The sequence below is a fragment of the Microbacterium sp. P5_E9 genome (genome assembly GCF_054049175.1).
In genome coordinates this window covers 34672-57364 of record NZ_JBFUMV010000013.1, presented here as the reverse complement: position 1 = coordinate 57364, position 22693 = coordinate 34672, and the positions used below count along the sequence as shown (strand labels likewise).

Here is a 22693-nt window from a genome sequence, read left to right as displayed (position 1 = left end):
GCCAGGAGAACACGAACATGTCCGACAACATCCCCACCAACACCGCGGTCGGCGCGAACATCAACCCGACCGAGAACAAGTTCACCAACTGGCTGAGCCACGTCCTCGCCGATCTGGGCAAGAACGGCATCTTCATCGCGCTCATCGCGGTCGTCGCGCTGTTCGCGATCCTGACCGACGGCATCCTGCTGCGGCCGCAGAACATCTCCAACCTGATCGTCCAGAACGGCTACATCCTCGTTCTGGCCATCGGCATGGTGATGGTCATCATCGCGGGCCACATCGACCTGTCGGTCGGATCGGTCGCGGCCTTCGTCGGCGCCTGCTCCGGCGTCTTCGCGGTCACGTGGGGCCTGCCCTGGTGGCTGTCGGTGATCCTGTCGCTCATCATCGGCGCGCTCGTCGGCGCATGGCAGGGCTTCTGGGTCGCCTTCGTCGGGATCCCCGCCTTCATCGTGACCCTCGCGGGCATGCTGATCTTCCGCGGCCTCGCGCTGGTCGTGCTCCAGAACGCGAACATCGGCTCGTTCCCGACCGAGTACCGCGCCCTCGGCAACGGCTTCATCTCGAACGTCTTCGGCGCCGACACCGACCCCGACCTGTTCACGCTGGCCATCGGAGGCCTCGCGATCGCGGCGTTCGTGATTCAGCAGGTGCGCACGCGCTCCGGCCGCAGCAAGTACGGCCAGGAGGTCGAGCCGCTCACGTGGTTCATCACCAAGCTCGTGCTGATCGCCCTCGTCATCGGCTGGTTCGCCTGGGCGCTCGCGTCCTACAAGGGCATCCCCGTGACGCTGGTCATCCTGGCCATCCTCGTGCTGGTCTACGGCATCGTGATGAACCGGACCGTGTTCGGCCGTCACATCTACGCGATCGGCGGCAACCGTCACGCAGCGGAGCTCTCCGGCATCAAGACCCGCCGGGTGGACTTCTGGCTGTTCGTGAACATGGGCACGCTGGCGGCTCTGGCCGGTCTGATCTTCACCGCGCGACTGAACCTCGCGGGCCCGAAGGCCGGCGACGGCTTCGAGCTCGAGGCGATCTCGGCGGCCTTCATCGGCGGCGCGGCGGTCCAGGGCGGTGTCGGCACGATCGGCGGCGCGATCATCGGTGGTCTGATCATCGGTGTCCTGAACAACGGCATGTCGATCATGGGCATCGGCATCGAGTGGCAGCAGGCCGTCAAGGGCCTCGTCCTGCTCCTCGCCGTCGCCTTCGACGTCTACAACAAGCGGCGCTCGGGCAACTAAGTCTCGCTGACGACCTACGAGAAACGCCCCGCCAATCGGCGGGGCGTTTCTCGTTGCACCGGCTCGGCTCAGTCCGCGGACGAGAGCTGTTCGGAGAGCGCCGCACCGGGGTGCGCCGCGAACGCGACATCCAGCGAACGCGCCAGGTCGGCGATCACATCGGCAGTCTCCTCCAACCCGATCGACAGGCGGATTGTGGTGGGGGCGATGCCCGCATCGGCGAGCTGCTCCGCATTGAGGTGGCTGTGCGTCATCGACGCGGGGTGGTTGACCAGGCTGCGCGCGTCGCCGATGTTGGCCACGAGCTTGACCACCTCGAGGCCGTCGACGACCTGCTGGACGCGGACCCAGTCGAGGTCGGCGTCACCCGATGAGGCGAGGTCGAACGAGAACACGGCCGACGTGCCACGGGGCAGGTACCGTACCGCGTTCGCATGCCACGGGCTGGACTCCAGGCCGGGGTGATGCACGCGGGCGACGGCGGGGTGGGCCTCGAGGAACTGCGCGACCGCGAGCGCGGAATCGCTGTGCCGGCGCATCCGCAGATCCAGGGTCTCAAGGCCCTGCAGGAACTGGAAGGAGCCCCACGCCGAGAGAGTGGGCCCGAAGTCGTGGACGAACTTCGTCTTGAGGTACACCGCGAGGGCGAGGCCCTCCGCACCGAACCGCTCCCAGAGCACGAGGTCGCCGAAGCGCGGGTAGGGCGCCGTGAACTGCGGCCAGCGGGCGGGATCGGCGCCGAAGTCGAACGAGCCGATGTCGACGATCACGCCGCCCAGGGCCGTGCCGTGACCGCCGATGTACTTCGTCGCCGAGTGCACCACGATGTCCGCGCCGAAGTCGCCCGGACGCAGCAGGTACGGCGTCGCCACGGTGTTGTCGATGACGAGCGGCACGCCGACCTCATGGGCGACGTCGGCGATCGCGCGGATGTCGAGCACAGTGGCGAGCGGATTGGTGATCGACTCGGCGAAGAACAGGCGCGTCTCCGGCCGCGCGGCGGCGCGCCAACATTCGACGTCGTCCTGGTCGACGAACGTGACATCGATGCCGAAGTCGGCGAGCGAGTCGGCGACCAGGTCGACCGTGCCGCCGTAGAGCTGCTTGGCGGCGACCACGTGGTGACCCCGTGATGCCAGCGCGAGGATCGCGCCCGCCGTGGCGGCCTGGCCGGAGGCGACGGCCACCGCGGCGCGGCCGCCTTCGAGCAGCGCCAGACGCTCCTCGAACACGAGCTGGGTCGGGTTGGCGTTTCGGCTGTAGACGTTGCCGAGCTTGGTGAGCGCGAACACGTCGCGGGCGTCTGCCAGCGAGGCGAACTCATACGCGTTCGACTGGTAGATCGGCGGGATCGCCGTGTTCTGCGGCACCCCCGCCCGGTACCCCGCCTGCACCTGCAGCGTGGCGAATCCCAGGGGGGCGGATGCCTCGCCGTCGACGTCGGCGGGCGGGGTGGACGAATCGGTCATCCCGACATCGTTCCATGCCCCCCTGGGATTGCGGCAAATCGCTGTGTCGCAGTGTTTCTCCCGGGGCGATCAGGGAGCGAGCACGACCTTGCCGTCGACGCCTTCCTGCACGAGGCGGTGCGCCTCGGGCGCGTCCGCGAGCGGCACCGTCGGCCCGAGCTCGATCGTGAACCGGCCTGCCGCGATGAGCGCGAGCGTCACCGGGATCGCCTCGGCGCGCCACGTCAGCTGCTGCGCGGTGAGGGGTTCAGGGCTGCCGCCCGCGAACGCACGGATGCCGAGGCCCGCGGCATCCCGTCCGCGCACGATCGTCGCGATCCTGGACTTGTCGTCGAGGAGACGAACCGAGGCGGCGAGCGCGTCGTCGGTGCCTGCCGCGTCGAGGATCACGGTCACCCCCTGCGGGGCGGCGGCGCGGACGCGGTCTTCGAGGCCGTCGCCGTAATCGACGGGGGTCGCCCCGAGGGCGCGCACGCGGTCGAAGCGCCGCGGGGAGGCGGTGGCGATGACGGTAGCGCCCCAGAGCACCGCGAACTGAATCGCGGCCTGGCCGACCGCGCCCGACCCGCCGTGCACGAGCAGGGTGTCTCCCGCGCCCACGGCGAGGGAACGCAGCGACTGGTAGGCGGTGCCTGCCGGGACGCCGACGGCGGCGCCCTGCGCGGCCGTGACCTGCGGGGGCCGCGGGTGCGCCTTGGCGGCGGGAACGACGATGTCGCTGGCATACGCGCCCTGCGCGCCGACGACGACCACCGGATCGCCCACGCGGAAGCCCTCGACGTCGTCGCCCAGTGCGGTCACGACGCCGGCGGCGTCCGACCCGACTCCACGGGGCTCGACGATCGGGCCGCTCGGGCGGAGGCCGCTGCGTAGCTTCCAGTCGATCGGATTGACGCCTGCGGCCTCTACCCGGAGGGCGATCTCGCCCGCTCCGGGAACGGGAATGGGGATCTGGGAAAGGGTCAGGACCTCGGGTCCGCCGAACTCTGTGTAAACGATCGCATCAGCCATGCAGGGCGCAACTGGCCGCGACGGGCGGGCATTCCCGACGTGACGGCAGATCTCGCCCAACCAGGGTGAGGGCTGCGCTCAGGGGCGCAGCGCCTTTTGGATGCGGGGGAGCGAGACCGCCTCGGCGGTGCCGAGGGTCTGCGCGAACAGGCTCACCCGGTACTCCTCGAGCAGCCAGCGAGCCTGAACGAGATGCGGGGGAGCGTCCGTCGCGACGGGCACGACGCCGCCGGCCTCGGCGAAGAGGGCGGCCGCCCGCTCGAACTCCGTCATCCGCTGCCGATCGCGACCGGGATTGTCCGCGAGGGCGGCGAGACGCGCGCCGGCGGCGCTGAGGTAGCGCGGCACGTGGGCGAGCCGGGCGAGCCCGGTGCGCCCGACGAAGCCCGGGAAGACGAGGCCGGCGAGCTGGCCCTTGACGTCGTTCAGCGCGCCCAGGAGCGTGAGCGAGTTCTGCCCGCGCAGCGTGCGCTCGACGTCTCTCGCGGCGGTGAGGATGCGTGCGCTCAGCGACACCGCCTGGAAGAGCTCATCGACCACGGCAGCGGAGAGGGCGTCGCGCACGCGGTCGAATTCGGCGCGTGCGCGCACCTCGCCGGTCGGGACGGTGCGCGCGATGACGGCATCCGCGACCGCTGCGCGGGCATCTTCGACGAGGGCCTTCGCCGAAGGGTAGGGCGAGGCCGCGAGCGCGAGCTTCTCGTTCGAGGTCAGGTGATCGAGCACGTACGCCGACGGCGACGGGACGGCGAGGAGCAGAAGCCGGCGGACGCCGGCGCTGGTGGCGGATGCCGCGGCCTCGGGGGTCGCCTCGATCCGCAGTGCCGCCGAGGCTCCCTCGTCGATGAGGGCCGGGTAGCCGCGGACGACGCCGCCCGCGACCCGGGTGTCGACGACCGCGGGGAGGTCGCCGAAGGTCCAGTCGGTCAGGCCGGACTGCTCGGCGAAGCCCTGGTGGGAGGGTGGCGTAGGGCCCTGGCGCGGGGCGGGGCGCGTTGTCGGGGCCTCGGCCTTCGTGAGCGAGCGGGCCACAGAGGCTCTGGCGCGATCGGCGAGCGTCTGCTGGAGGACGGCGAGGTCGCGGTCCGAGCCGACGGCGCGGCCGCGCTCATCCACAGCGCGGAACGAGATCCGCAGGTGCGGCGGCACGCGGTCGAGGTCGAAGTCCGCCGCGGCGACCGGGCTGTTGGCGATGCGCTGGATGCGCGCCGCGAGGGCATCGCGCAGCGTGGCGGGTGGGCGGCCGGCGTGCGATTCCGGCCCCTGTCCGTCGAGTTCCCCGGCGAAGCGGGCCGCCCAGTCCGCGGCAGGCACGACGTGACGGCGGATCGCCTTAGGCAGCGATCGGATGAGCCCGGCGATGAGCTCGTCGCGCATCCCGGGCACCTGCCAGTCGAAGCCGTCCGTGCGCAGCTGGGCCAGCAGGGCGAGCGGCACGATCGCGGTGACACCGTCGTCCGGCGCTCCCGGCTCGAAGCGGTAGGCGAGGGAGAGCACCTGATCGTCCTGCAGCCAGCGGGCGGGGAAGTCGCGCTCGTCGCCGCGCGACGCACCCTCGACGAGGTCGGCTTCGGCCATGTCGAGCAGGCGCGGCGTGCGCGCCTGAGCATCCAGCCACCACGTCTCGAACGAGCGCGCGTCGAACACGTCCTGCGGGATGCGGGCGTCGTAGAAGGAGTACACCGCCTCGTCGCCGACCAGGATGTCGCGCCGACGCTCACGCTCCTCGACTTTCTCCAGCCGGCGGCGCAGCTCGAAGTTGCGTCTCTCGAAGGCGGTGAGGCGCTTGTCCAGATACGAGGAGTCCCAGTCGCCCTCCACGAGCGCGTGACGCAGGAACAGCTCCCGGGCGAGCGGACGGTCGACGCGGGCGAGCTGGACGCGGCGCCGAGGGACGATGTCGACGCCGAACAGGGTCACCTTCTCGTACGCGGCGGCCGCGCCTGAGCTCTTCGACCAGTGCGGCTCGCTCATCCGGCGCTTGGCGAGGTCTCCGGCCAGCGGCTCCGCCCACTCCGGGTCGATCGCCGCGACCGTGCGGGCGAACAGGCGGCTGGTCTCGACCAGCTCGGCCGCCATGACCGCGGTGGGCGGCTTCTTGCGCAGTCCGGAGCCGGGGAAGATCGCGAAGCGGGCCCCGCGGGCGCCGAGGTAGTCGCGACTGGCCTGAGCCGGCTTACGGGTCTGGGCCTCGGGCCGGCCACGGGTGGTGGTCGTGCGCTCGTCGATGATCCCGATGTGCGAGAGCAGGCCGGAGAGGATCGCCTTGTGGATGGCGTCCGGATCCGCTGCGGGACCGTCGGCAGCTTCTGTGCGCCTGCGGCCGACGAGGCTGCCGAGCTGGCGGTGCACGTCGGCCCACTCCCGCACGCGCACGTAGTTCAGATGCTCGGCCCGGCACAGGCGGCGGAACGCACTGGAGCCGAGCGCGGTCTGCTGCTCCTGCAGGTGGTTCCACAGATTGAGCAGCGAGAGGAAGTCGCTGGTGGGGTCGGTGAACCGGGCGTGCAGGCGGTCGGCCTCCTCGCGGCGCTCCTCGGGGCGCTCGCGAACATCCGGAATCGACAGTCCGGCGACGATCGCGAGCACATCAGGCAGCACGCCGGTGCGCTCTGCCTCGATGAGCATGCGGGCGAACCGCGGGTCGATCGGCAGCCGCGAGATCTTGCGGCCGAGATCGGTGAGGCGGGGTGCGCCGGTCTCGACCGCGCCGATCTCCAGGAGAAGGTCGAACGCGGCTTTGACCCCGCGTGAGTCGGGGGGCGTGAGGAACGGGAACGACGTGACGTCGCCGAACCCGAGTGCGAGCATCTGCAGGATGACGGCGGCCAGGCTCGTGCGCAGGATCTCCGGCTCGGTGAATTCGGAGCGTCGGTCGAAGTCCTCCTCGGCATACAGCCGGATCGCGATGCCCGGGGCGGTGCGCCCCGCTCGCCCCGCGCGCTGCTGCGCCGACGCCTGCGAGATCGCCTCGATCGGCAGGCGCTGGATCTTGCTGCGGTTGCTGTAGCGCGAGATGCGCGCCGTGCCGGTGTCGATGACGTACCGGATGCCTGGCACGGTCAGGCTCGTCTCGGCGACGTTCGTCGCAAGGATGACGCGGCGGCGGACGCCCGCGACCTGCGACCGCTCGAACACCCGATGCTGCTCAGCCGAGCTCAGTCGCCCGTAGAGGGGGAGCACCTCGGTGGGCGCGGCATCCTTCGCGTACGCGCCCCGGACGGCGTCCATCGCGTCGCGGATCTCGGCCTCCCCTGGAAGGAAGACGAGCACGTCGCCGGCGGGCTCGCGATCGAGTTCGCGCAAGGCCGTCACGATCGCGTCGACGTCGTCGGGCTCCGCGGCTCCTTTCTTCTCGCTCGCCTGCTCGGTCATCGGCGGGCGATACCGGATCTCGACGGGATAGGTGCGGCCGGACACCTCGATGATCGGGGCGGGGTTGCCCGCGGCATCCGCGAAGTGCTTCGCGAAGCTCTCCGGATCGATCGTCGCCGACGTGATGATCACCTTGAGGTCGGGACGCTGAGGGAGCATCCGGGTGAGATAACCCAGCAGGAAGTCGACGTTCAGCGAACGCTCGTGGGCTTCGTCGACGATGATCGTGTCATAGCGGCGGAGCAGGCGATCGCGGTGGATCTCGTTGAGCAGGATGCCGTCGGTCATCAGCGCGACGCGGGTGTCGGCGGTCACCTTGTCGGTGAAGCGCACCTTGTAGCCGACCGTCGATCCCAGTGGCACCTCGAGCTCCTCGGCGATGCGTTCGGCGATCGAGCGAGCGGCGATCCGGCGCGGCTGCGTGTGCGCGATGTTCGTGCGGCCGAGCTCGAGGCAGATCTTCGGCAGCTGGGTCGTCTTGCCCGATCCGGTGGCGCCCGCGACGATCACCACCTGGTGGTCGCGGATGGCGCGCGCGATCTCGTCCCGGGCGGCGCTGACGGGCAGCTCCGGCGGGTAGGAGATCACGGGTTCGGGCGCGGGCATAGCCTTCGATCGTACCGAGCATGAGGAGGATCATGTAAACCATGGACCGGCGCCGGCCCGCCCTGGAAGGAGAAGTCCCCATGTCCGCTGCGAGCGCAGCCGTGCGGCTGAAGGCCCTTCCCGCTGTGAGCCTGCACGAAGTCGTCGGCTCCGCGCCCGGGTTCGGGCCGGAGAACATCGGCCCGGTGATCGGTCCGCTGTACGACCTCCTGATCCCCGCCCTCCAGTCCGCCGGTATTCCCCTGCGCGATCCATCGACGATCTACTACACCGGCGAGGGCACCGATATGGAGTCGGAGAGCGGATCGGTAGCTGTCCATGTCGGGTTCCCCGCCGAACCCGGCGATCGTGCGGGTGAGTTCACGGAGGTCACGCTTGACGCCGTGCCGCTCGCCGCGACGCTCATCCACCACGGGGTCATGGCGCGGATCGGGGAGTCGTGGATGGCGCTCGACGAATGGATCGAGCAGAACGGCTATGGCTTCGCGGGGGCGTGCCGCGAGGTGTATCTCGTCTCCGAGCCGCTGCCGCAGGAGGAGTGGGTGACCGAGCTGCAGTGGCCGGTCGCGCGCATCGAGTGAACTCCTAGGCTGGAGGGATGACGATCCCCGTAGTGCAGCTCAACGACGGCCACCTCATCCCTCAGCTCGGCTACGGAGTGTTCCGCGTGCCGGCGGAGGACACCGAACGCGCGGTTGCCGAGGCGCTCGAGGTCGGCTACCGCCACATCGATACCGCGGCGATCTACGGCAACGAGACGGGCGTCGGCGCCGCGATCGCAGCGAGCGGCCTCGCCCGTGGCGACCTGTTCGTCACGACGAAGCTGTGGAATGACCGCCACGACGGCGACGAACCCGCCGCCGGACTCGCGGAGAGCCTCGACAAGCTCGGTCTCGACCAGGTCGACCTCTACCTCGTCCACTGGCCGACCCCGGCCCGCGACAACTACCTGCATGCCTGGGAGAAGCTCATCGAGCTGCGGGATGCCGGGCTCGCGCGCAGCATCGGAGTGTCGAACTTCCTCGTGCCGCACCTGGAGAAGATCGTCGCCGCGACCGGTGTGACCCCGGCCGTCGACCAGATCGAGCTGCACCCGGCCCATCAGCAGCGTGAGATCACCGACTGGGCCGCCGCGCACGGCGTGAAGATCGAGGCGTGGGGACCGCTCGGCCAGGGCAAGTACGACCTGTTCGGCACGCAGCCGGTCGCGGCCGCGGCAGTCGCCCACGGCAAGACACCCGCGCAGGTCGTGCTGCGCTGGCACGTCCAGCACGGCAACATCGTGTTCCCGAAGTCGGTGCGGCGCGAACGGCTCGAGGAGAACCTCGACATCTTCGACTTCGAACTGAGCGCCGCCCAGGTCGCCGCGATCGACACGCTCGACGCCGGCGACGGCTCGGGTCGCGTCAGCGCGCACCCCGACGAGGTCAACTGACCGGGAATGCCGTGAACCCGCGCCTGGCCGCCTCCGCGAGCCCCTACCTGCGGGCCCACGCCGACAACCCCGTCGAGTGGTATCCGTGGGGCGAGGAGGCCTTCGCCGAGGCGCGCCGGCGCGACGTGCCGGTGTTCGTGTCGATCGGCTATTCGACCTGCCACTGGTGCCATGTGATGGCGCGGGAGTCGTTCCAGGATGCCGCGCTCGCCGCGCGCCTGAACCAGGACTTCGTGGCGATCAAGGTCGACCGCGAGGAGCACCCGGAGGTGGATGGCGCGTACATGGCCGCCGCCGCGGCGTTCACCCCGCATCTCGGCTGGCCGCTGAGCGTGTTCGCCACCCCCGACGGCGGACCCTTCTTCGCCGGCACCTACTTTCCGCCGGTACCGCGGGCTGAGTCGCCGTCGTTCGGGCAGATCCTCGACGCGGTGCGCGAAGCCTGGTCCACCCGACGCGACGCCGCCGAAGGCACTGCCGCCGCGATCGCCGGGGCGCTCGCCGACGTGCGCGCCGGCTCGACGGCTGCCGGCGGCACGGTCCCCGACGCGGATGCCCTCGCCGCCGCGGCGCGGACCCTGGCCGCCCGGGAAGACCCCGAGCACGGCGGCTTCTGGGGCGGCGATCCGAACGCGCCGAAGTTCCCGGTCGCGACGGCGCTGCGGTTGCTGCAGACCCGGGCCGTGCGCGAGCGGGCGGAGGAGGCATCCGTCGTGGCAGACCGGGCGCTCGCCGGGATGGCGTCGTCCGAGCTGCGCGATCCGGTCGAAGGCGGGTTCTTTCGGTACGCCACGCGCCGCGACTGGACAGTGCCGCACTTCGAGCGCATGCTCACCGACAACGCGCAGCTGCTCGAGGTGGCGGTCGATGCCGGCGACGCCGACACGGCGCGGGGCGTCGCCGCATTCCTGCTCGACGTGCTGCGGCAGCCGGGCGGTGGCTTCGGCGCCGCGCAGGACTCGGAATCGTGGATCGACGGTGCTCGCAGCGAGGGCGGGTACTACGCACGGGATGCCGCGGCACGGCGCGACCTCGAGCGCCCGGCGGTCGACGGCAAGGTGGTGACCGGCTGGAACGGCCTTGCGATCGGCGCCCTGGCGCGCGCGGGCGCGCGGCTCGGCGAGCCGGATTGGATCGACGGCGCGCGGGCGGCGGCCGAAGCCGTGCTCGCCGCGAACACCCGCCCGGACGGGCTGCTGGTGCGCGCCTCGCTCGACGGCATCCGGTCGCCGGCGCCGGCGACGGTCGCCGATCACGGGCAGCTCGCCGGGGGGCTCGTCGCGCTGGCCGTGGCCACCGGTGACCCCGGCTACGCGCAGCGCGCCCGCGAACTCGTCGCCGCGTGCCTCTCGACCGATGGCGTCGTGCGGGCGCCCGCCGGAGCAGACCCCGTGCTCGCCGCCCAGGGCCTGCAGGCACCGGATGCCGCATCCGACGGCGACGAGCCCTCCGGGGTCGCCGCGCTCGCCGGGGCGTCCGTCGCACTGTGGGTGCTCGGCGCCGGCGACGAGCACCTGGCGCTCGCGGAGGGGCTGGTCGCCGCGCACTCGGCCGCAGCGCTGGCCGAACCGCTCGCACACAGCGCCCTGCTGCGGGTCGCCGCGCTGCTCGCGTTCGCGCCACGTCAGGTCGTCGTGCTGACGGGCGACCCGGATGACCCGCTCGCGGTCGCGGCCCGCGCGCTGGATGCCGACGTCGTGGCGATCGTCACACCGGCGCAGGCCGAGGCGTGGTCGGCAGCCGGCTTCACGCTTTTCGACGAGAAGACAGAGCGCGATGGGAGAGCGACGGCCTACGACTGCCGCGACTTCGCCTGCCGCCTGCCGGTCACCGACCCCAGGGAACTCTGACCCCGGTCGTTGAGCGCCCTTCGACAAGCTCAGGAACCGCGACTAAGCGAAACGAAACGCCGTCTCAGCCCGCGGCGCGGTCCTCGTCGACGGCCGCGAGCGGCGCGCCCACCTCGACACCGAACACGATCTCCAGCGCCCGCTCGTATTCGCTGAGGCGGCCTTCGGCCGCGAACTCGCGCGCACGCACCGTCGGCCCGTGCGAGAGCACCCCGGCGAAGTGGCGCAGGGCGGTCGCCGCGCGATGGTCGTCGGCGCCGAGTCGAGCGAGTTCGGCCTCGAGCGTCGCCTGGACGTGGGCGCGCAGCGCCACGATCGCGGGTGCGGCGGCTCGCTCCGCGTGGAACGTCGCTGCCGCTGAGCCGACCAGTTCATGCGCCCCGGCGCCGAGTTCGGCGAGCGAGGCGTGCCGGCCGATGAGCTCCAGGTCGAGGAGCTCCACGCCGGCGATCCCTCTGACGGCGGGGTCGACGTTGCGAGGCAGACCCAGGTCGATCACAAGCCGCGGCCGGGCGTCGCCGAAGTCCGCGGGGGTGAGCACGTAGCGCGCGGTGCACGTGACGACGAGCTCGACGGCGGCCATCGCGGCGGACAGCTCGTGCTCTGCGCGCACGCCGTACTTCGTGGCGAAGGCGTCGGCGCGGCCTGTCGCGGAGTACACCCGGATGTCGGTGGCACCGCGAGCGCGCAGCGCGGCGATCGTCGTGGCGGCGTACCGGCCGGTGCCCACGAGGAGCACCGGGGTCGCGGCCCAATCCGTGAAGCGCGACTCGGCGAGGTCCAGCGCGAGGCGGGCGAGCGAACGACCCTCCTTGGCGAGATCGGCCTTGGCCCGCACGTCGCGGGTGGCCCGGGCGGCGCGCTGGAAAGCCTGCTCGAGCTCTGTGCTGGTGGTGCCGGCCGTGCGGGCGCCGCTAAGGGAGCGCTGCACCTGACCGCTGATCTCCTCTTCGCCGACGACCATCGACTCCAGGCCAGAGCTGACCGCGAACAGGTGGCGGACCACCTCATCGCCGCAGAGTGCGACCGCGGAGGAGCGCAGGGCCTCGGCATCCGCTCCCACCGTTGTGGCGAGCGTCTCCAGCACGGCTTCGCGGGCGAGCGCGACGCCGCCGGTGAGCGGTTCGTCGAGTTCGAGGTAGGTCTCGAAGCGGTTGCAGGTGGATACCACGACGGCACCGCGCACGAATCCATGCGCGGCGACGATGTCGGCGCCGGTGGACTCCGAGGCCCTCGAAATGCGGTCGAGGACGTCGAAGTCGGTGTTCCGGTGGTTGGCCGTCAGGCAGAACAGCACGGAGGCGAGTCTAGCCTGGAGGGGTGTCACTCTCCGTCAGCGCCCTGCCCAAGGCCCATCCCCTGCTCGATGGCCGCACCGCCTCGGCGCCGCTCGTCCGCGCCGCGCGGGGTGATCGACCCGATGTCCTGCCGATCTGGTTCATGCGGCAGGCCGGCAGGTCCCTCCCGGAATACCGGGCGAGCCGGGTGGGCACCGAGATGCTCGACGCCTGCCTCGACCCCGCCCTTGCGGCCGAGATCACGCTCCAGCCGGTGCGCCGGCATGGTGTGGACGCGGCGGTGTTCTTCAGCGACATCGTCATCCCGGTGCTGCTGGCGGGGGTCCCGGTGCGGATCGTGCCTGGGCGCGGCCCGGTGCTCGATGAGCCGGTGCGTACCGCCGCGGATGTCCTGAAGCTGCGGCCGATGGAGCCGGAGGCGCTCGCGCCGATCCGCGAGGCGGTGGCGCTCGTCGTCGCCGAACTCGGCACGACCCCGCTCGTCGGCTTCGGCGGCGCCCCGTACACGCTCGCGAGCTACCTCATCGAGGGCGGTCCCTCGCGCGAACAGCTGCGCTCGCGCGCCCTGATGCGCAGCGACCCGCACACGTGGGCGGCCCTGCTCAACTGGTGCGCCGACGTCACCGGCGCGTTCCTGCGCGCCCAGGTCGAGGCCGGCGCGAGCGTGGTGCAGCTCTTCGACTCCTGGGCCGGCTCGCTGTCCCGCGCGGACTACCAGCGCCGGGTCGCCCCCCACTCCCGCCGCGCGTTCTCCGCCCTGCGCGGGCTGGAGGCTCCCCGCATCCACTTCGGTCTCGGCATGGGCGAGATGCTCGACCTGCTGCCGGGGATCGGCGCGGAGGTCGTCGGGGTGGACTGGCGGATGCCGCTCGAACAGGCCAACGAGCGGCTCGGCGGCGCCCACCCGCTGCAGGGCAACATCGATCCCGCGCTCCTGACGGCGCCGTGGCCCGTGCTCGAGGCGCACATCCGCGAGGTCGTTGAGAGCGGGAAGGCCGCCCCGGCGCACATCGTGAACCTGGGTCATGGCGTGCCGCCGGACACCGATCCTGTGGTCCTCACCCGCATCGTCGAGTTCGTCCATGGTCTCTGACCCAGGGGTCCTCGTTGTCGGCGGCGGCGTCGCGGGCCTCGTCGCCGCGCGCCGGCTCGCCCTCGAAGGTCGCCGGGTGACCGTGCTCGAGCAGTCCGGCACGCTGGGCGGCCAGGTCGCGCGGCAGCGCGTCGGGGGAGTGGACCTGGATGCCGCGGCGGAGTCGTTCGCGACCCGCGACGGCACCGTGGCTCGCCTCCTCACCGAGCTCGGCCTCGGCGCCGACATCGTGCAGCCCCGGTCCGACCCGGCGTGGCTGCACCGCGCCGACGGCACGGCGGTGCCGCTCCCGGCGACGGGTCTGCTCGGCATCCCTGGCGATCCTGGTGCGGCCGACGTCGTCCGCGCGATCGGCGCGGCCGGTGCCCGCCGGGCCTCGTGGGATGCGCTGCTCCCCGGATGGGTGGGAGCGGATGCCTCGTCACTGGGCGAGCTCGTCCGGCGCAGGATGGGACGCGCCGTCGTGGACGGCCTCGTCGCTCCCGTCGTGCGCGGCGTCCACTCCGTCGAACCCGATGGGCTTGCTCTGGACCGCGCCGCACCGCGCCTGCGCGCCGAGCTGCGCGCGAAGGGATCGCTCGCGGCCGCCGTGCTCGCCCTGCGCGCGGCCGCACCGGCCGGCTCCCAGGTCGGCGGGATCCGCGGCGGGATGTTCCGCCTTGTCGACGCCCTCGTGGCGGACTGCGAGCGCCTCGGCGTCGCGATCGAGCGCGGTGCCCGCGTCGAGCGCGCCGAGCCCGCCGGTGTCGTGGTCGAAGGCCGGCGCCGTGACGGCGTCGTCGTGTGGGCGTGCCCGCCGCGCCGCCATCCCGCCGGCCGGACCGTGACCCTCGTGACCCTCGTCGTGGACGCGCCGGCGCTCGATGGCGCGCCACGGGGCACCGGCGTCCTCGTGGCGCCGGGCGCGCCCGGCGTCCGCGCCCGCGCGCTCACGCACCTGACTGCGAAATGGACCTGGGCGGCGGAGGCGCTCCCCGGCCGCCACGCGCTGCGTCTCTCATACGACATCGCCCCGATCGACCCGGTCGCAACCGCCACGGCGGACGCCGGCATCCTGATGGGCACCGTCATCGACCGCGTCGACGACGCGACGTTCGCCACGTGGGAACGCTCCGGTGCGGCGGCGGCGGCCACGCTGCCGAGCGTCGGCGAGACCGCCGCCGGAACGGGGCTCGCCGCGGTCGTCGCGCAGGCGGAGCGCCTGGCGCGCGACCTGGCGGGTTCGCCCGCGATTGGCGGCCTTCGCCGTGAGGGATGAGGATAGTCAGGTGACCGAACACACCCAGGACCAGGCATCCGACCCTCCCGTCGAGGGAGGCGCACGCCACTATGCCCTCTGGGCGGTGCTGCGGCGCGACCCGCACGCGAAGCCGGTGAGCCCGAAGGCGCCCACCGCAGCGGAGGCCGTCGAGTCGCTTGGCGAGACCGTGCGGGGACTCTACGACGTCTCCGGACTGCGTGCCGACGCCGATCTGCTCATCTGGCTGGTCGGAGGATCGGCCGACGAGCTGCAGGCGGCGCTGCGCACCCTGCGTCGCACCCGTGAGATCAGCCCCCTGCTGCCCACCTGGAACGCGATGGGCGTGCACCGCGACGCGGAGTTCAGCCGCGACCACGCGCCGGCGTACGCCCGCGGCCTGCCGCCGAAGGGCTGGGTCACGGTGTACCCGTTCGTCCGCAGCTACGAGTGGTACGTCCTTCCGGCGGCCGAGCGCGGCGCGATGCTCGCCGACCATGGCCGCAAGGGCCGCGAATACCCGCAGGTGCAGAGCAACACGGTCGCGAGCTTCGCGCTCGGCGACTACGAATGGCTGCTCGCCCTCGAGGCGGACGACCCGATCGACCTCGTCGACCTGATGCGGCACCTGCGCGCCACCGAAGCGCGCCGCCATGTGCGCGAAGAGGTGCCGTTCTTCACCGGTCGCCTGATCGAGGCCGCCGAGCTCGCGGACCTGCTTTGACGTTGCGCATCGGCACCAGGGCGAGCACCCTGGCCCGCGCACAGGCGGGCGCGGTGGCCGAGCTCCTCGGCGCGGAGCTCGTGCTGATCGTGTCGGAGGGCGACACCTCGAGTGCGTCGCTGGCTTCGCTCGGCGGCACCGGCGTCTTCGCCACCGCGCTGCGCGACGCCCTGCTGGCGGGGGAGGTGGATGCCGTGGTCCACTCCTTCAAGGACCTTCCGACGGACCCGGCCCCAGGCCTCGCCATCGCCGCGGTGCCCGAGCGCGCCGACGCGCGGGACGCGCTGTGCACCCGCGACGGATCCGACCTCGCGGGGCTTCCGGCCGGCGCCCGCGTCGGCACCGGGTCACCGCGCCGCCGCGCGCAGCTCGCGGCTCTGCGCCCCGATGTCGCACTCGTCGACATCCGCGGGAACATCGATTCCCGGTTGGACCGACTCGCGACGGCCGACCCCGCTCGCGCTCTCGATGCGGTCGTGCTGGCCGCCGCCGGGCTGGACCGGATCGGGCGTCTCGACGCCGCCAATGAGCTGCTGCCGCTGGAGGACTGGCCGACGGCGCCCGCGCAGGGCGCGCTCGCCATCGAGACCCGGTCAGGCGATGAGCGCCTCGTCGCGCGCCTCAACCACGCCGACACCCGGCTGGCCGTCGAGGCCGAGCGCGGCGTACTCGCGCGCCTCGAGGCCGGCTGCGCCGCGCCGATCGGCGCGCACGCGTTCGTCGAGGACGGCCTGCTGTTCCTGAGCGCCCGCGTCTACCGACCTGACGGCGGCGCGTTCGTCACGAGCTCGCACGCGATGGCGGTGGACGCGGATGCCGCGGCCGACATCTCCGCTCGCGTCGCCGATGAGCTGCTGAGCCTCGGCGCTGCCGACCTCGCACCCCTGAACCCCCGACAGGACCCGTGATGACCTCTCCCGACGCGACATTCCCGGCCGCGCGACCCCGGCGCCTGCGCGCCACCCCGGCCTGGCGCCGCCTGGCGCAGGAGACCCGGGTGCAGCCGGCGCAGCTGATCCTCCCGCTGTTCATCCGCGAGAGTGCCGCCGAGTCCCTGCCGATCGGCTCGATGCCGGGGGTCGTGCAGCACAGTCTCGACTCGTTCCGCGCCGAGCTCGGGCGCGCCGCGGCGGCCGGAATCGGCGGCGTCATGCTGTTCGGCGTGCCCGAGCACAAGGACGCGGTGGGTTCAGGGGCCACCGATCCCGACGGCATCCTGAACGTGGCGACGCGGGCCGCCGTGGCCGAAGTCGGCGACGCGCTGGTCGTTGCGACCGATCTCTGCCTGGACGAATTCACCGACCACGGGCACTGCGGGGTCCTCGATGCGCAGGGCCGGGTCGACAACGACGCGACCCTGGCGCGCTACCGCGAGATGGCGCTCGCGCAGGCCGACGCCGGCTCGGCGCTGCTCGGACTGTCCGGCATGATGGACGGCCAGGTCGCCGCGGTGCGCGCCGTCCTCGACGAGGCCGGTCGCAGCGATGTCGCCCTCCTCGGCTACGCAGCCAAGTACGCCTCGGCGTTCTACGGCCCGTTCCGCGACGCCGTGCAGTCCTCGCTCGAGGGCGACCGCCGCACGTATCAGCTCGATCCCGCGAACCGCCGCGAGGGCCTGCGCGAAGTCGCGCTCGACGTGGCCGAAGGCGCCGACATCGTGATGGTGAAGCCGGCGATGTCGTACCTCGACGTGCTCGCCGACACCGCAGCGTCCTCGCCCGTGCCGGTCTGGGCGTACCAGGTGAGCGGCGAGTACTCGATGATCGAGGCGGCCGCCGCACACGGCTGGATCGACCGGGAACGGGCGATCGACGAATCCCTCACCGGCATCGTCCGCGCGGGCGCCGACGCGGTGCTCACCTACTGGGCGATCGAGGCCGCAGAGCGGTGGAGCCGCGCATGAGCGCCGTCTCGAACGCTGCCTCGAACGCTGCCTCGAACACGGATGCCGCGGCCCGCGCCCGCGCGGTGATCCCCGGCGGGGTGAACTCCCCGGTGCGGGCCTTCGGCTCGGTGGGCGGCACCCCGCTTTCCATCGTCTCCGCGCAGGGCGCGACAGTGACCGATGTCGCCGGCCGCGACTACGTCGATCTCGTCGCCTCGTGGGGACCTGCCCTGCTCGGGCACGCGCACCCTGGCGTCGTCGACGCGGTGCGGGACGCGGCATCCCGCGGACTGTCCTTCGGCGCATCGACCCCGGGTGAGACCGAACTGGCCGAGCTCGTTATCGGCCGACTGGTCGCCGGCGGCACGCCGATGATCGAAAAGCTACGACTCGTCTCGACCGGCACCGAGGCCACCATGACCGCGATCCGGCTCGCGCGCGGCGCCACCGGCCGGGACCTGATCGTCAAGTTCGCCGGCCACTACCACGGGCATTCCGATGGCCTGCTCGCCGAGTCCGGCTCCGGCATCGCGACCCTCGGCCTGCCGGGCTCGGCCGGCGTGCCCGCGGCGATCGCCGGGCTCACCCTGGTGCTGCCGTACAACGATCGTGACGCCGTGCGCGCCGCCTTCGCCGCGCATCCCGGTCGGATCGCGGCGATCATCACCGAGGCGGCCGGCGCGAACGCCGGCGTGCTGACCCCCGAGCCGGGCTTCAACCGCTTCCTCGTCGACGAGGCGCACGCCCATGGCGCACTGCTCATCCTCGACGAGGTGCTGACCGGCTTCCGGGTGGGCCCCGCCGGCTGGTGGGGGCTCGAGCAGGCCGCCGGCGAGGCGTGGGTGCCCGATCTCGTGACGTTCGGCAAGGTCATTGGCGGCGGCATGCCGCTCGCGGGCCTCGGCGGCCCCGCACGGCTGCTCGACCTGCTCGCCCCGCTCGGCCCGGTGTACCAGGCCGGCACCCTGAGCGGCAATCCGCTCGCGGTCGCCGCGGGGCTGGCGACGCTTCGGCTCGCCGACGACGCGGTGTACGCGCGGGTGGATGCCGCGGCCGACGCCGTCGCGGATGCCCTGCATGCGGCCCTCGAAGCGGCAGGCGTGGCTCATACGATCTCGCGGGCCGGGAGCCTGTTCTCGGTCGCGTTCCGGGCGGACCCGGTGCGCGACTACGACGACGCCCGGGCGCAGGACGCGTGGCGCTATCCGCCGTTCTTCCACGCGATGCTCGACGCTGGCGTCTCGCTTCCGCCGAGCGTGTTCGAGGCGTGGTTCCTCACCGCGGCGCACGACGAGGCCGCCATCGCGCGGATCCTCGACGCGCTTCCCGCCGCCGCGCGCGCGGCAGCGGCCGCACGCCCGGCCTGAAAGGGGCCCGGGCTACACCCAGCCGTCGCGCTGGAAGTGCAGGTGCCAGAAGTCGTAGGTCACCGGCATCGCGGTCCACACGGGGTAGTACCAGGCGGAGACGAGAAGCACGGCGACGATGAACACGCCCGCGCACCAGCGTCCGAGCGGGAATTGCCTTCGGGTGCGCAGCTGTGCGAGGTCCCGCAGTGCGGCGGTCAGCGCGAGGATCATGAACGGCAGGATGACGATCGTATAGAACTGGAAGATCGTCCGGTCGGGGTAGAGCAGCCACGGGACGTAGGTGGCGATGACGCCGGTCAGCACGAGCCAGTCGCCGGCGTTGCGGCGGACGAAGCAGCGCCAGACGAGATACAGGACCGCGATGACCGCAGCCCACCACAGCAGCGGATTCGAGATGCTCGAGATGTTCTCGGCGCACCCGTTTCCGACCGCGGAGCAGCCGTTCTCTCCGGTCGCCGAGCCCTGGTAGTACATCGAGGTCGGGCGGAGCATGAGCGGCCACTGCCACGCGGGGCTGGCATAGCTGTGCGGCGAGGTCAGTCCTACATTCGAGGCGTAGATGGCCTTGTGATAGATCCACAGGCTCTGCAGCGGCAGCGGCACCCATGACCACAGTCCGGTTGCCGGCGAGTCATCTGCGGAGTGCCGGTCGTACCCGCCGTCGGTGACGAGCCAGCCGGTCCACGACGCGAGGTACACGACGAACGCGATCGGGACGTAGAGGACGAAACTCGCGAGACCCTGGCGGAGTGTCGCATCGGCCGGCCAGTACCAGACGCCGGCCTTGCGCCGGGTCAGCGCGTCGTCCACCACGAGGTAGATCCCGACCGCCGCGATGACGAAGAGGCCGGACCACTTCACCGCGGTCGCGGCGCCGAACGCGGCACCCGCCGCGATGAGCCATGGGCGATTCCAGAAGACCGGTCCCCAGTCGGGGCCTCTGCCGTCCGCCGTGCGCGCCGCGATTGCGGCGGCCAGCCGCTCGTGATGGCGCTGTCGGTCGAGCAGCACGAACCAGAACCCGAGCATCACGAAGAAGGTGAGGATGCCATCCAGCAGGCCCACACGGCCGAGCACGATCCCGAGTCCGTCGACCGCGAAGAAGAGCGCCGCGACGGAGGCGAACACGATCGATCCGCCCAGCCGGCGGGCCACGAAATACAGCACGAGGATCGTCGCGGTGCCGAACAGCGCCACCGCGATGCGCCAGCCGAACGACGAGTCCGCACCGAAGATCGCCATGCCGGCGCCGATGATCCACTTGCCGAGCGGCGGGTGCACGACGTAGCTGCCGGTCGTCGTGAAGATGTCGGTCTCGCCGGCGGCGAAGCGCTCGTCGGCGTTCTCCGGCCAGGTCGCCGGGTAGCCGAGGTTCCACTGGCTCCAGGCATCCTTCACGTAATAGGTCTCATCGAAGACCAGCGTGTGCGGGTGTGCGAGGTCCCAGAGTCGCAGGATCGCCCCGAGTACGACGACGATCGTCGGCGCGAGCCAGCGCCACAGGCGCTCGACGCGAGGATCGGTGTCGAGGCGGCCGCGCCAGCGCTCATAGAAGGTGGGCCGCGGCTCGGGCACCAGCGGCTCCACCGGTGGCTCCACGGTCGGCTCCTCGGAGGTGACGGTCACGGCGACAAGCCTAGGCTGGGCTCGTGATCATCCTGGCCGCGACGCCCATCGGCAATCTCGGGGACGCTTCGCGGCGACTCGTCGAGGCCCTCGAGACCGCGCGGGTGGTGGCATCCGAGGACACCCGCACGACCATTCGCCTCCTTGCGGCGTTGGGGATCGCGAACCGCCCACGGCTGCTGGCTCTGCACGACCACAACGAGAAGCAGCGCGCGGCGGAGCTCGTCGAACTCGCTCGCGACCAGGACCTGCTGGTGCTGTCGGATGCCGGAATGCCGACGGTCAGCGACCCGGGCTATGGGCTCGTCGCCGCCGCCGCGAAGGCGGGGGTCACCGTCACGGTCATCCCTGGGCCGAGTGCGGTGCTCACCGCGCTCGCGGTCGCGGGGCTGCCCACCGACCGCTTCACGTTCGAGGGGTTCCTCCCGCGCAAGTCAGGCGAGCGCCGCGGCGCCCTCGCCGCCCTTGCCCGGGAGCCCCGCACGATGGTGTTCTTCGAGTCGCCTGCCCGGGTCGCGGCATCCCTCGTCGACATGGGCGCCGCCTTCGGCACCGACCGACCCGCCGCCGTCTGCCGCGAGCTGACCAAGCTGCATGAGGAGGTTGCCCGCGGAACGCTCGCCGAACTCGCGGAGTGGGCAGCCCCGGGCGTCCGCGGCGAAGTCGTGGTCGTTGTCGGGGGAGCGGTCGCCGTCGACGTCGTCTTCCGGGACGCGGTCACGCAGGTGCTGACGCTCGTGACCGCCGGCACGCGACTGAAGGATGCCGCCACCGAGGTGGCGGCGCAGACAGGGCACTCGTCGCGCGAGCTGTATCAGGCCGCGCTGGCAGCACGGAAGGGCTGACCGTCACACGGCGGGTGACGGCATCCGTCCAAACTAGAATCTTCGGGTGAGCACCGGCCGATCCTTCTACATCACGACGCCGATCTACTATCCGAGCGACGTGCCCCACATCGGCCACGGCTATACGACCGTGGCGGTGGACACCCTCGCGCGCTGGCACCGCCAGGCCGGCGACGACACCTGGATGCTGACCGGCACCGACGAGCACGGCCAGAAGATGCTGCGGGCCGCCGCGGCCAACGGCGCGACCCCGCAGGAATGGGTCGACCGGCTGGTCGGCGAGGCGTGGTTCCCGCTGCTGAAGACGCTCGACGTCGCCAATGACGACTTCATCCGCACGACGCAGAGCAGGCACGAGGAGCGCGTGCAGAAGTTCGTGCAGGCGATCTACGACCGGGGCTACATCTATGCGGGCGAGTTCGAGGCGCTGTACTGCGTCGGCTGCGAGGAGTTCAAGACCGAGTCCGAGATCGTCGACGGCGAGGGGCCCTTCGAGGGCCTCAAGGTCTGCGCGATCCACTCGAAGCCCCTCGAGCTGCTCCAGGAGAAGAACTACTTCTTCAAGCTGAGCGAGTTCCAGGACCAGCTGCTCGAGCTGTACAAGACCGATTTCATCCGGCCCGAGTCCGCCCGCAACGAGGTCGTCTCGTTCGTCAAGCAGGGCCTCAAGGACCTGTCGATCTCGCGCTCCACGTTCGACTGGGGCATCGAGGTGCCCTGGGACCCGTCGCACGTCATCTACGTGTGGGTCGACGCACTGCTCAACTACGCCTCGGCGGTGGGCTACGGCTCCGACCCGGAGGAGTTCGCGCGCCGCTGGCCGGCCTATCACGTGGTCGGCAAGGACATCCTGCGCTTCCACGCCGTGATCTGGCCCGCGATGCTGATGGCAGCGGGCGTCGAGGTGCCGCGCGGCGTCTTCGCGCACGGCTGGCTGCTCGTCGGCGGCGAGAAGATGTCCAAGTCGAAGCTCACCGGCATCGCGCCCACCGAGATCACCGACGTGTTCGGGTCGGACGCCTACCGGTTCTACTTCCTCTCCGCGATCGCGTTCGGGCAGGACGGCTCGTTCTCGTGGGAAGACCTCTCCGCGCGCTACCAGGCGGAGCTCGCGAACGGCTTCGGCAACCTCGCCTCGCGTACGACGGCGATGATCGAGCGCTACTTCGAAGGCGTGCTCCCTGAGGCCGACGAGTACACCGAGGCGGATCTGGCGATCCAGCAGACGGTGGCGGATGCCGCGGCCGCGGCCGACGCCGCGATCGAGCGCTTCCGCATCGACGAGGCGATCACGTCGATCTGGACGATCGTCGACGCGCTGAACCTGTACATCACGGAGAACGAGCCGTGGGCGCTGGCGAAGGACGACGCGCAGCGCGCGCGCCTCGGCACGGTGCTGTACACGGCGGCCGAGGGCCTGCGGGCGCTTGCCGTGCTGCTGTCGCCGGTGACGCCGATCGCGACCGAGAAGCTGTGGATCGCCCTGGGCGCCGCTGATTCGCTCGGGCGCCTCGTCGACCAGCCGATCCGCGAGGCCGGGGCCTGGGGCGTGCTGCGCCCCGGGACGACCGTGAACGCGCTCGCGCCGCTCTTCCCGCGCGTCGAGCAGTCGGTCTAGC

General features: G+C 71.7%; 17 protein-coding genes. 12 read left to right on the top strand and 5 right to left on the bottom strand.

The window, feature by feature from the left end; all coding sequences use genetic code 11:
- Positions 1 to 17: 17 nt before the first annotated feature.
- On the top strand, positions 18 to 1250 hold the full coding sequence (gene mmsB / locus ACXJ3V_RS14885) for a multiple monosaccharide ABC transporter permease (protein ID WP_457101108.1): 1233 nt from the start codon (positions 18 to 20) through the stop codon (positions 1248 to 1250).
- A 68-nt stretch (positions 1251 to 1318) separates the two neighbouring features.
- Here the strand turns inward: mmsB and ACXJ3V_RS14880 are convergent, their stop codons facing one another.
- The 3 genes from ACXJ3V_RS14880 to hrpA all read right to left on the bottom strand — a co-directional run bounded on the left by ACXJ3V_RS14880 (position 1319) and on the right by hrpA (position 7711).
- Positions 1319 to 2719: an O-acetylhomoserine aminocarboxypropyltransferase/cysteine synthase family protein gene (locus tag ACXJ3V_RS14880; protein ID WP_457101107.1), complete on the bottom strand. Its 1401-nt coding sequence runs from the start codon at positions 2717 to 2719 to the stop codon at positions 1319 to 1321.
- A 69-nt stretch (positions 2720 to 2788) separates the two neighbouring features.
- Complete coding sequence (locus ACXJ3V_RS14875) at positions 2789 to 3730, bottom strand: quinone oxidoreductase family protein (RefSeq protein ID WP_457101106.1); 942 nt, start codon at positions 3728 to 3730, stop codon at positions 2789 to 2791.
- A 78-nt stretch (positions 3731 to 3808) separates the two neighbouring features.
- A complete protein-coding gene (hrpA, locus tag ACXJ3V_RS14870; protein ID WP_457101105.1) occupies positions 3809 to 7711 on the bottom strand; it encodes an ATP-dependent RNA helicase HrpA in 3903 nt (1300 codons plus the stop codon).
- Positions 7712 to 7791: 80 nt separating this feature from the next.
- On the opposite strand from hrpA, the gene ACXJ3V_RS14865 reads away from it, so the two are divergent.
- The 3 genes from ACXJ3V_RS14865 to ACXJ3V_RS14855 are packed head-to-tail and all read left to right on the top strand — an operon-like array spanning position 7792 to position 10996.
- Positions 7792 to 8292: a GyrI-like domain-containing protein gene (locus tag ACXJ3V_RS14865; protein WP_457101104.1), complete on the top strand. Its 501-nt coding sequence runs from the start codon at positions 7792 to 7794 to the stop codon at positions 8290 to 8292.
- Positions 8293 to 8309: 17 nt separating this feature from the next.
- Entirely contained in the window at positions 8310 to 9146 is an 837-nt protein-coding gene (locus ACXJ3V_RS14860) for an aldo/keto reductase (protein ID WP_457101103.1), read from the top strand.
- 11 nt (positions 9147 to 9157) lie between these two features.
- Positions 9158 to 10996: a thioredoxin domain-containing protein gene (locus tag ACXJ3V_RS14855; protein ID WP_457101102.1), complete on the top strand. Its 1839-nt coding sequence runs from the start codon at positions 9158 to 9160 to the stop codon at positions 10994 to 10996.
- Positions 10997 to 11060: 64 nt separating this feature from the next.
- Here ACXJ3V_RS14855 and ACXJ3V_RS14850 read toward each other — a convergent pair whose 3' ends face one another.
- Positions 11061 to 12293 (bottom strand): glutamyl-tRNA reductase, encoded by a 1233-nt coding sequence (locus ACXJ3V_RS14850; protein ID WP_457101101.1) that lies wholly within the window; start codon positions 12291 to 12293, stop codon positions 11061 to 11063.
- Positions 12294 to 12316: 23 nt separating this feature from the next.
- Between ACXJ3V_RS14850 and hemE the strand changes: the two genes are divergently transcribed.
- The 6 genes from hemE to hemL are packed head-to-tail and all read left to right on the top strand — an operon-like array spanning position 12317 to position 18600.
- On the top strand, positions 12317 to 13387 hold the full coding sequence (hemE, locus tag ACXJ3V_RS14845; RefSeq protein WP_457101100.1) for a uroporphyrinogen decarboxylase: 1071 nt from the start codon (positions 12317 to 12319) through the stop codon (positions 13385 to 13387).
- Entirely contained in the window at positions 13377 to 14645 is a 1269-nt protein-coding gene (locus tag ACXJ3V_RS14840; RefSeq protein WP_457101099.1) for a protoporphyrinogen/coproporphyrinogen oxidase, read from the top strand. The genes hemE and ACXJ3V_RS14840 overlap by 11 nt, the downstream gene beginning before the upstream one ends.
- Positions 14646 to 14655: 10 nt before the next feature.
- Positions 14656 to 15348 (top strand): hydrogen peroxide-dependent heme synthase, encoded by a 693-nt coding sequence (hemQ, locus tag ACXJ3V_RS14835; RefSeq protein WP_457101098.1) that lies wholly within the window; start codon positions 14656 to 14658, stop codon positions 15346 to 15348.
- Positions 15345 to 16256: a hydroxymethylbilane synthase gene (gene hemC, locus ACXJ3V_RS14830; protein ID WP_457101097.1), complete on the top strand. Its 912-nt coding sequence runs from the start codon at positions 15345 to 15347 to the stop codon at positions 16254 to 16256. Before hemQ ends, hemC begins: the two co-directional genes overlap by 4 nt.
- Positions 16256 to 17251 carry a porphobilinogen synthase gene (gene hemB, locus ACXJ3V_RS14825; RefSeq protein WP_457101096.1) on the top strand — a complete coding sequence of 332 codons (996 nt, stop codon included), beginning with the start codon at positions 16256 to 16258 and terminating at the stop codon, positions 17249 to 17251. Before hemC ends, hemB begins: the two co-directional genes overlap by 1 nt.
- The gene (gene hemL, locus ACXJ3V_RS14820; protein ID WP_457101095.1) at positions 17248 to 18600 is read left to right on the top strand and encodes a glutamate-1-semialdehyde 2,1-aminomutase; all 1353 of its coding nucleotides are present in this window, start codon (positions 17248 to 17250) and stop codon (positions 18598 to 18600) included. The genes hemB and hemL overlap by 4 nt, the downstream gene beginning before the upstream one ends.
- Positions 18601 to 18612: 12 nt before the next feature.
- Here hemL and ACXJ3V_RS14815 read toward each other — a convergent pair whose 3' ends face one another.
- Positions 18613 to 20229: a dolichyl-phosphate-mannose--protein mannosyltransferase gene (locus ACXJ3V_RS14815; protein ID WP_457101094.1), complete on the bottom strand. Its 1617-nt coding sequence runs from the start codon at positions 20227 to 20229 to the stop codon at positions 18613 to 18615.
- Between the two features lie 23 nt (positions 20230 to 20252).
- On the opposite strand from ACXJ3V_RS14815, the gene rsmI reads away from it, so the two are divergent.
- On the top strand, positions 20253 to 21074 hold the full coding sequence (rsmI, locus tag ACXJ3V_RS14810) for a 16S rRNA (cytidine(1402)-2'-O)-methyltransferase (RefSeq protein WP_457101093.1): 822 nt from the start codon (positions 20253 to 20255) through the stop codon (positions 21072 to 21074).
- Positions 21075 to 21120: 46 nt separating this feature from the next.
- A complete protein-coding gene (metG, locus tag ACXJ3V_RS14805) occupies positions 21121 to 22692 on the top strand; it encodes a methionine--tRNA ligase (protein WP_457101092.1) in 1572 nt (523 codons plus the stop codon).
- Position 22693: the final 1 nt, after the last annotated feature.

Bases quoted from the DNA above. Each gene is read 5' to 3' on its own strand.
- ACXJ3V_RS14860 (WP_457101103.1), top strand. From the start codon at position 8,310: ATGACGATCCCCGTAGTGCAGCTCAACGACGGCCACCTCATCCCTCAG.
- ACXJ3V_RS14875 (WP_457101106.1), bottom strand. From the start codon at position 3,730: ATGGCTGATGCGATCGTTTACACAGAGTTCGGCGGACCCGAGGTCCTG.
- ACXJ3V_RS14865 (WP_457101104.1), top strand. From the start codon at position 7,792: ATGTCCGCTGCGAGCGCAGCCGTGCGGCTGAAGGCCCTTCCCGCTGTG.
- hemL (WP_457101095.1), top strand. From the start codon at position 17,248: ATGAGCGCCGTCTCGAACGCTGCCTCGAACGCTGCCTCGAACACGGAT.
- ACXJ3V_RS14840 (WP_457101099.1), top strand. From the start codon at position 13,377: ATGGTCTCTGACCCAGGGGTCCTCGTTGTCGGCGGCGGCGTCGCGGGC.
- hemB (WP_457101096.1), top strand. From the start codon at position 16,256: ATGACCTCTCCCGACGCGACATTCCCGGCCGCGCGACCCCGGCGCCTG.
- ACXJ3V_RS14880 (WP_457101107.1), bottom strand. From the start codon at position 2,719: ATGACCGATTCGTCCACCCCGCCCGCCGACGTCGACGGCGAGGCATCC.
- hrpA (WP_457101105.1), bottom strand. From the start codon at position 7,711: ATGCCCGCGCCCGAACCCGTGATCTCCTACCCGCCGGAGCTGCCCGTC.
- mmsB (WP_457101108.1), top strand. From the start codon at position 18: ATGTCCGACAACATCCCCACCAACACCGCGGTCGGCGCGAACATCAAC.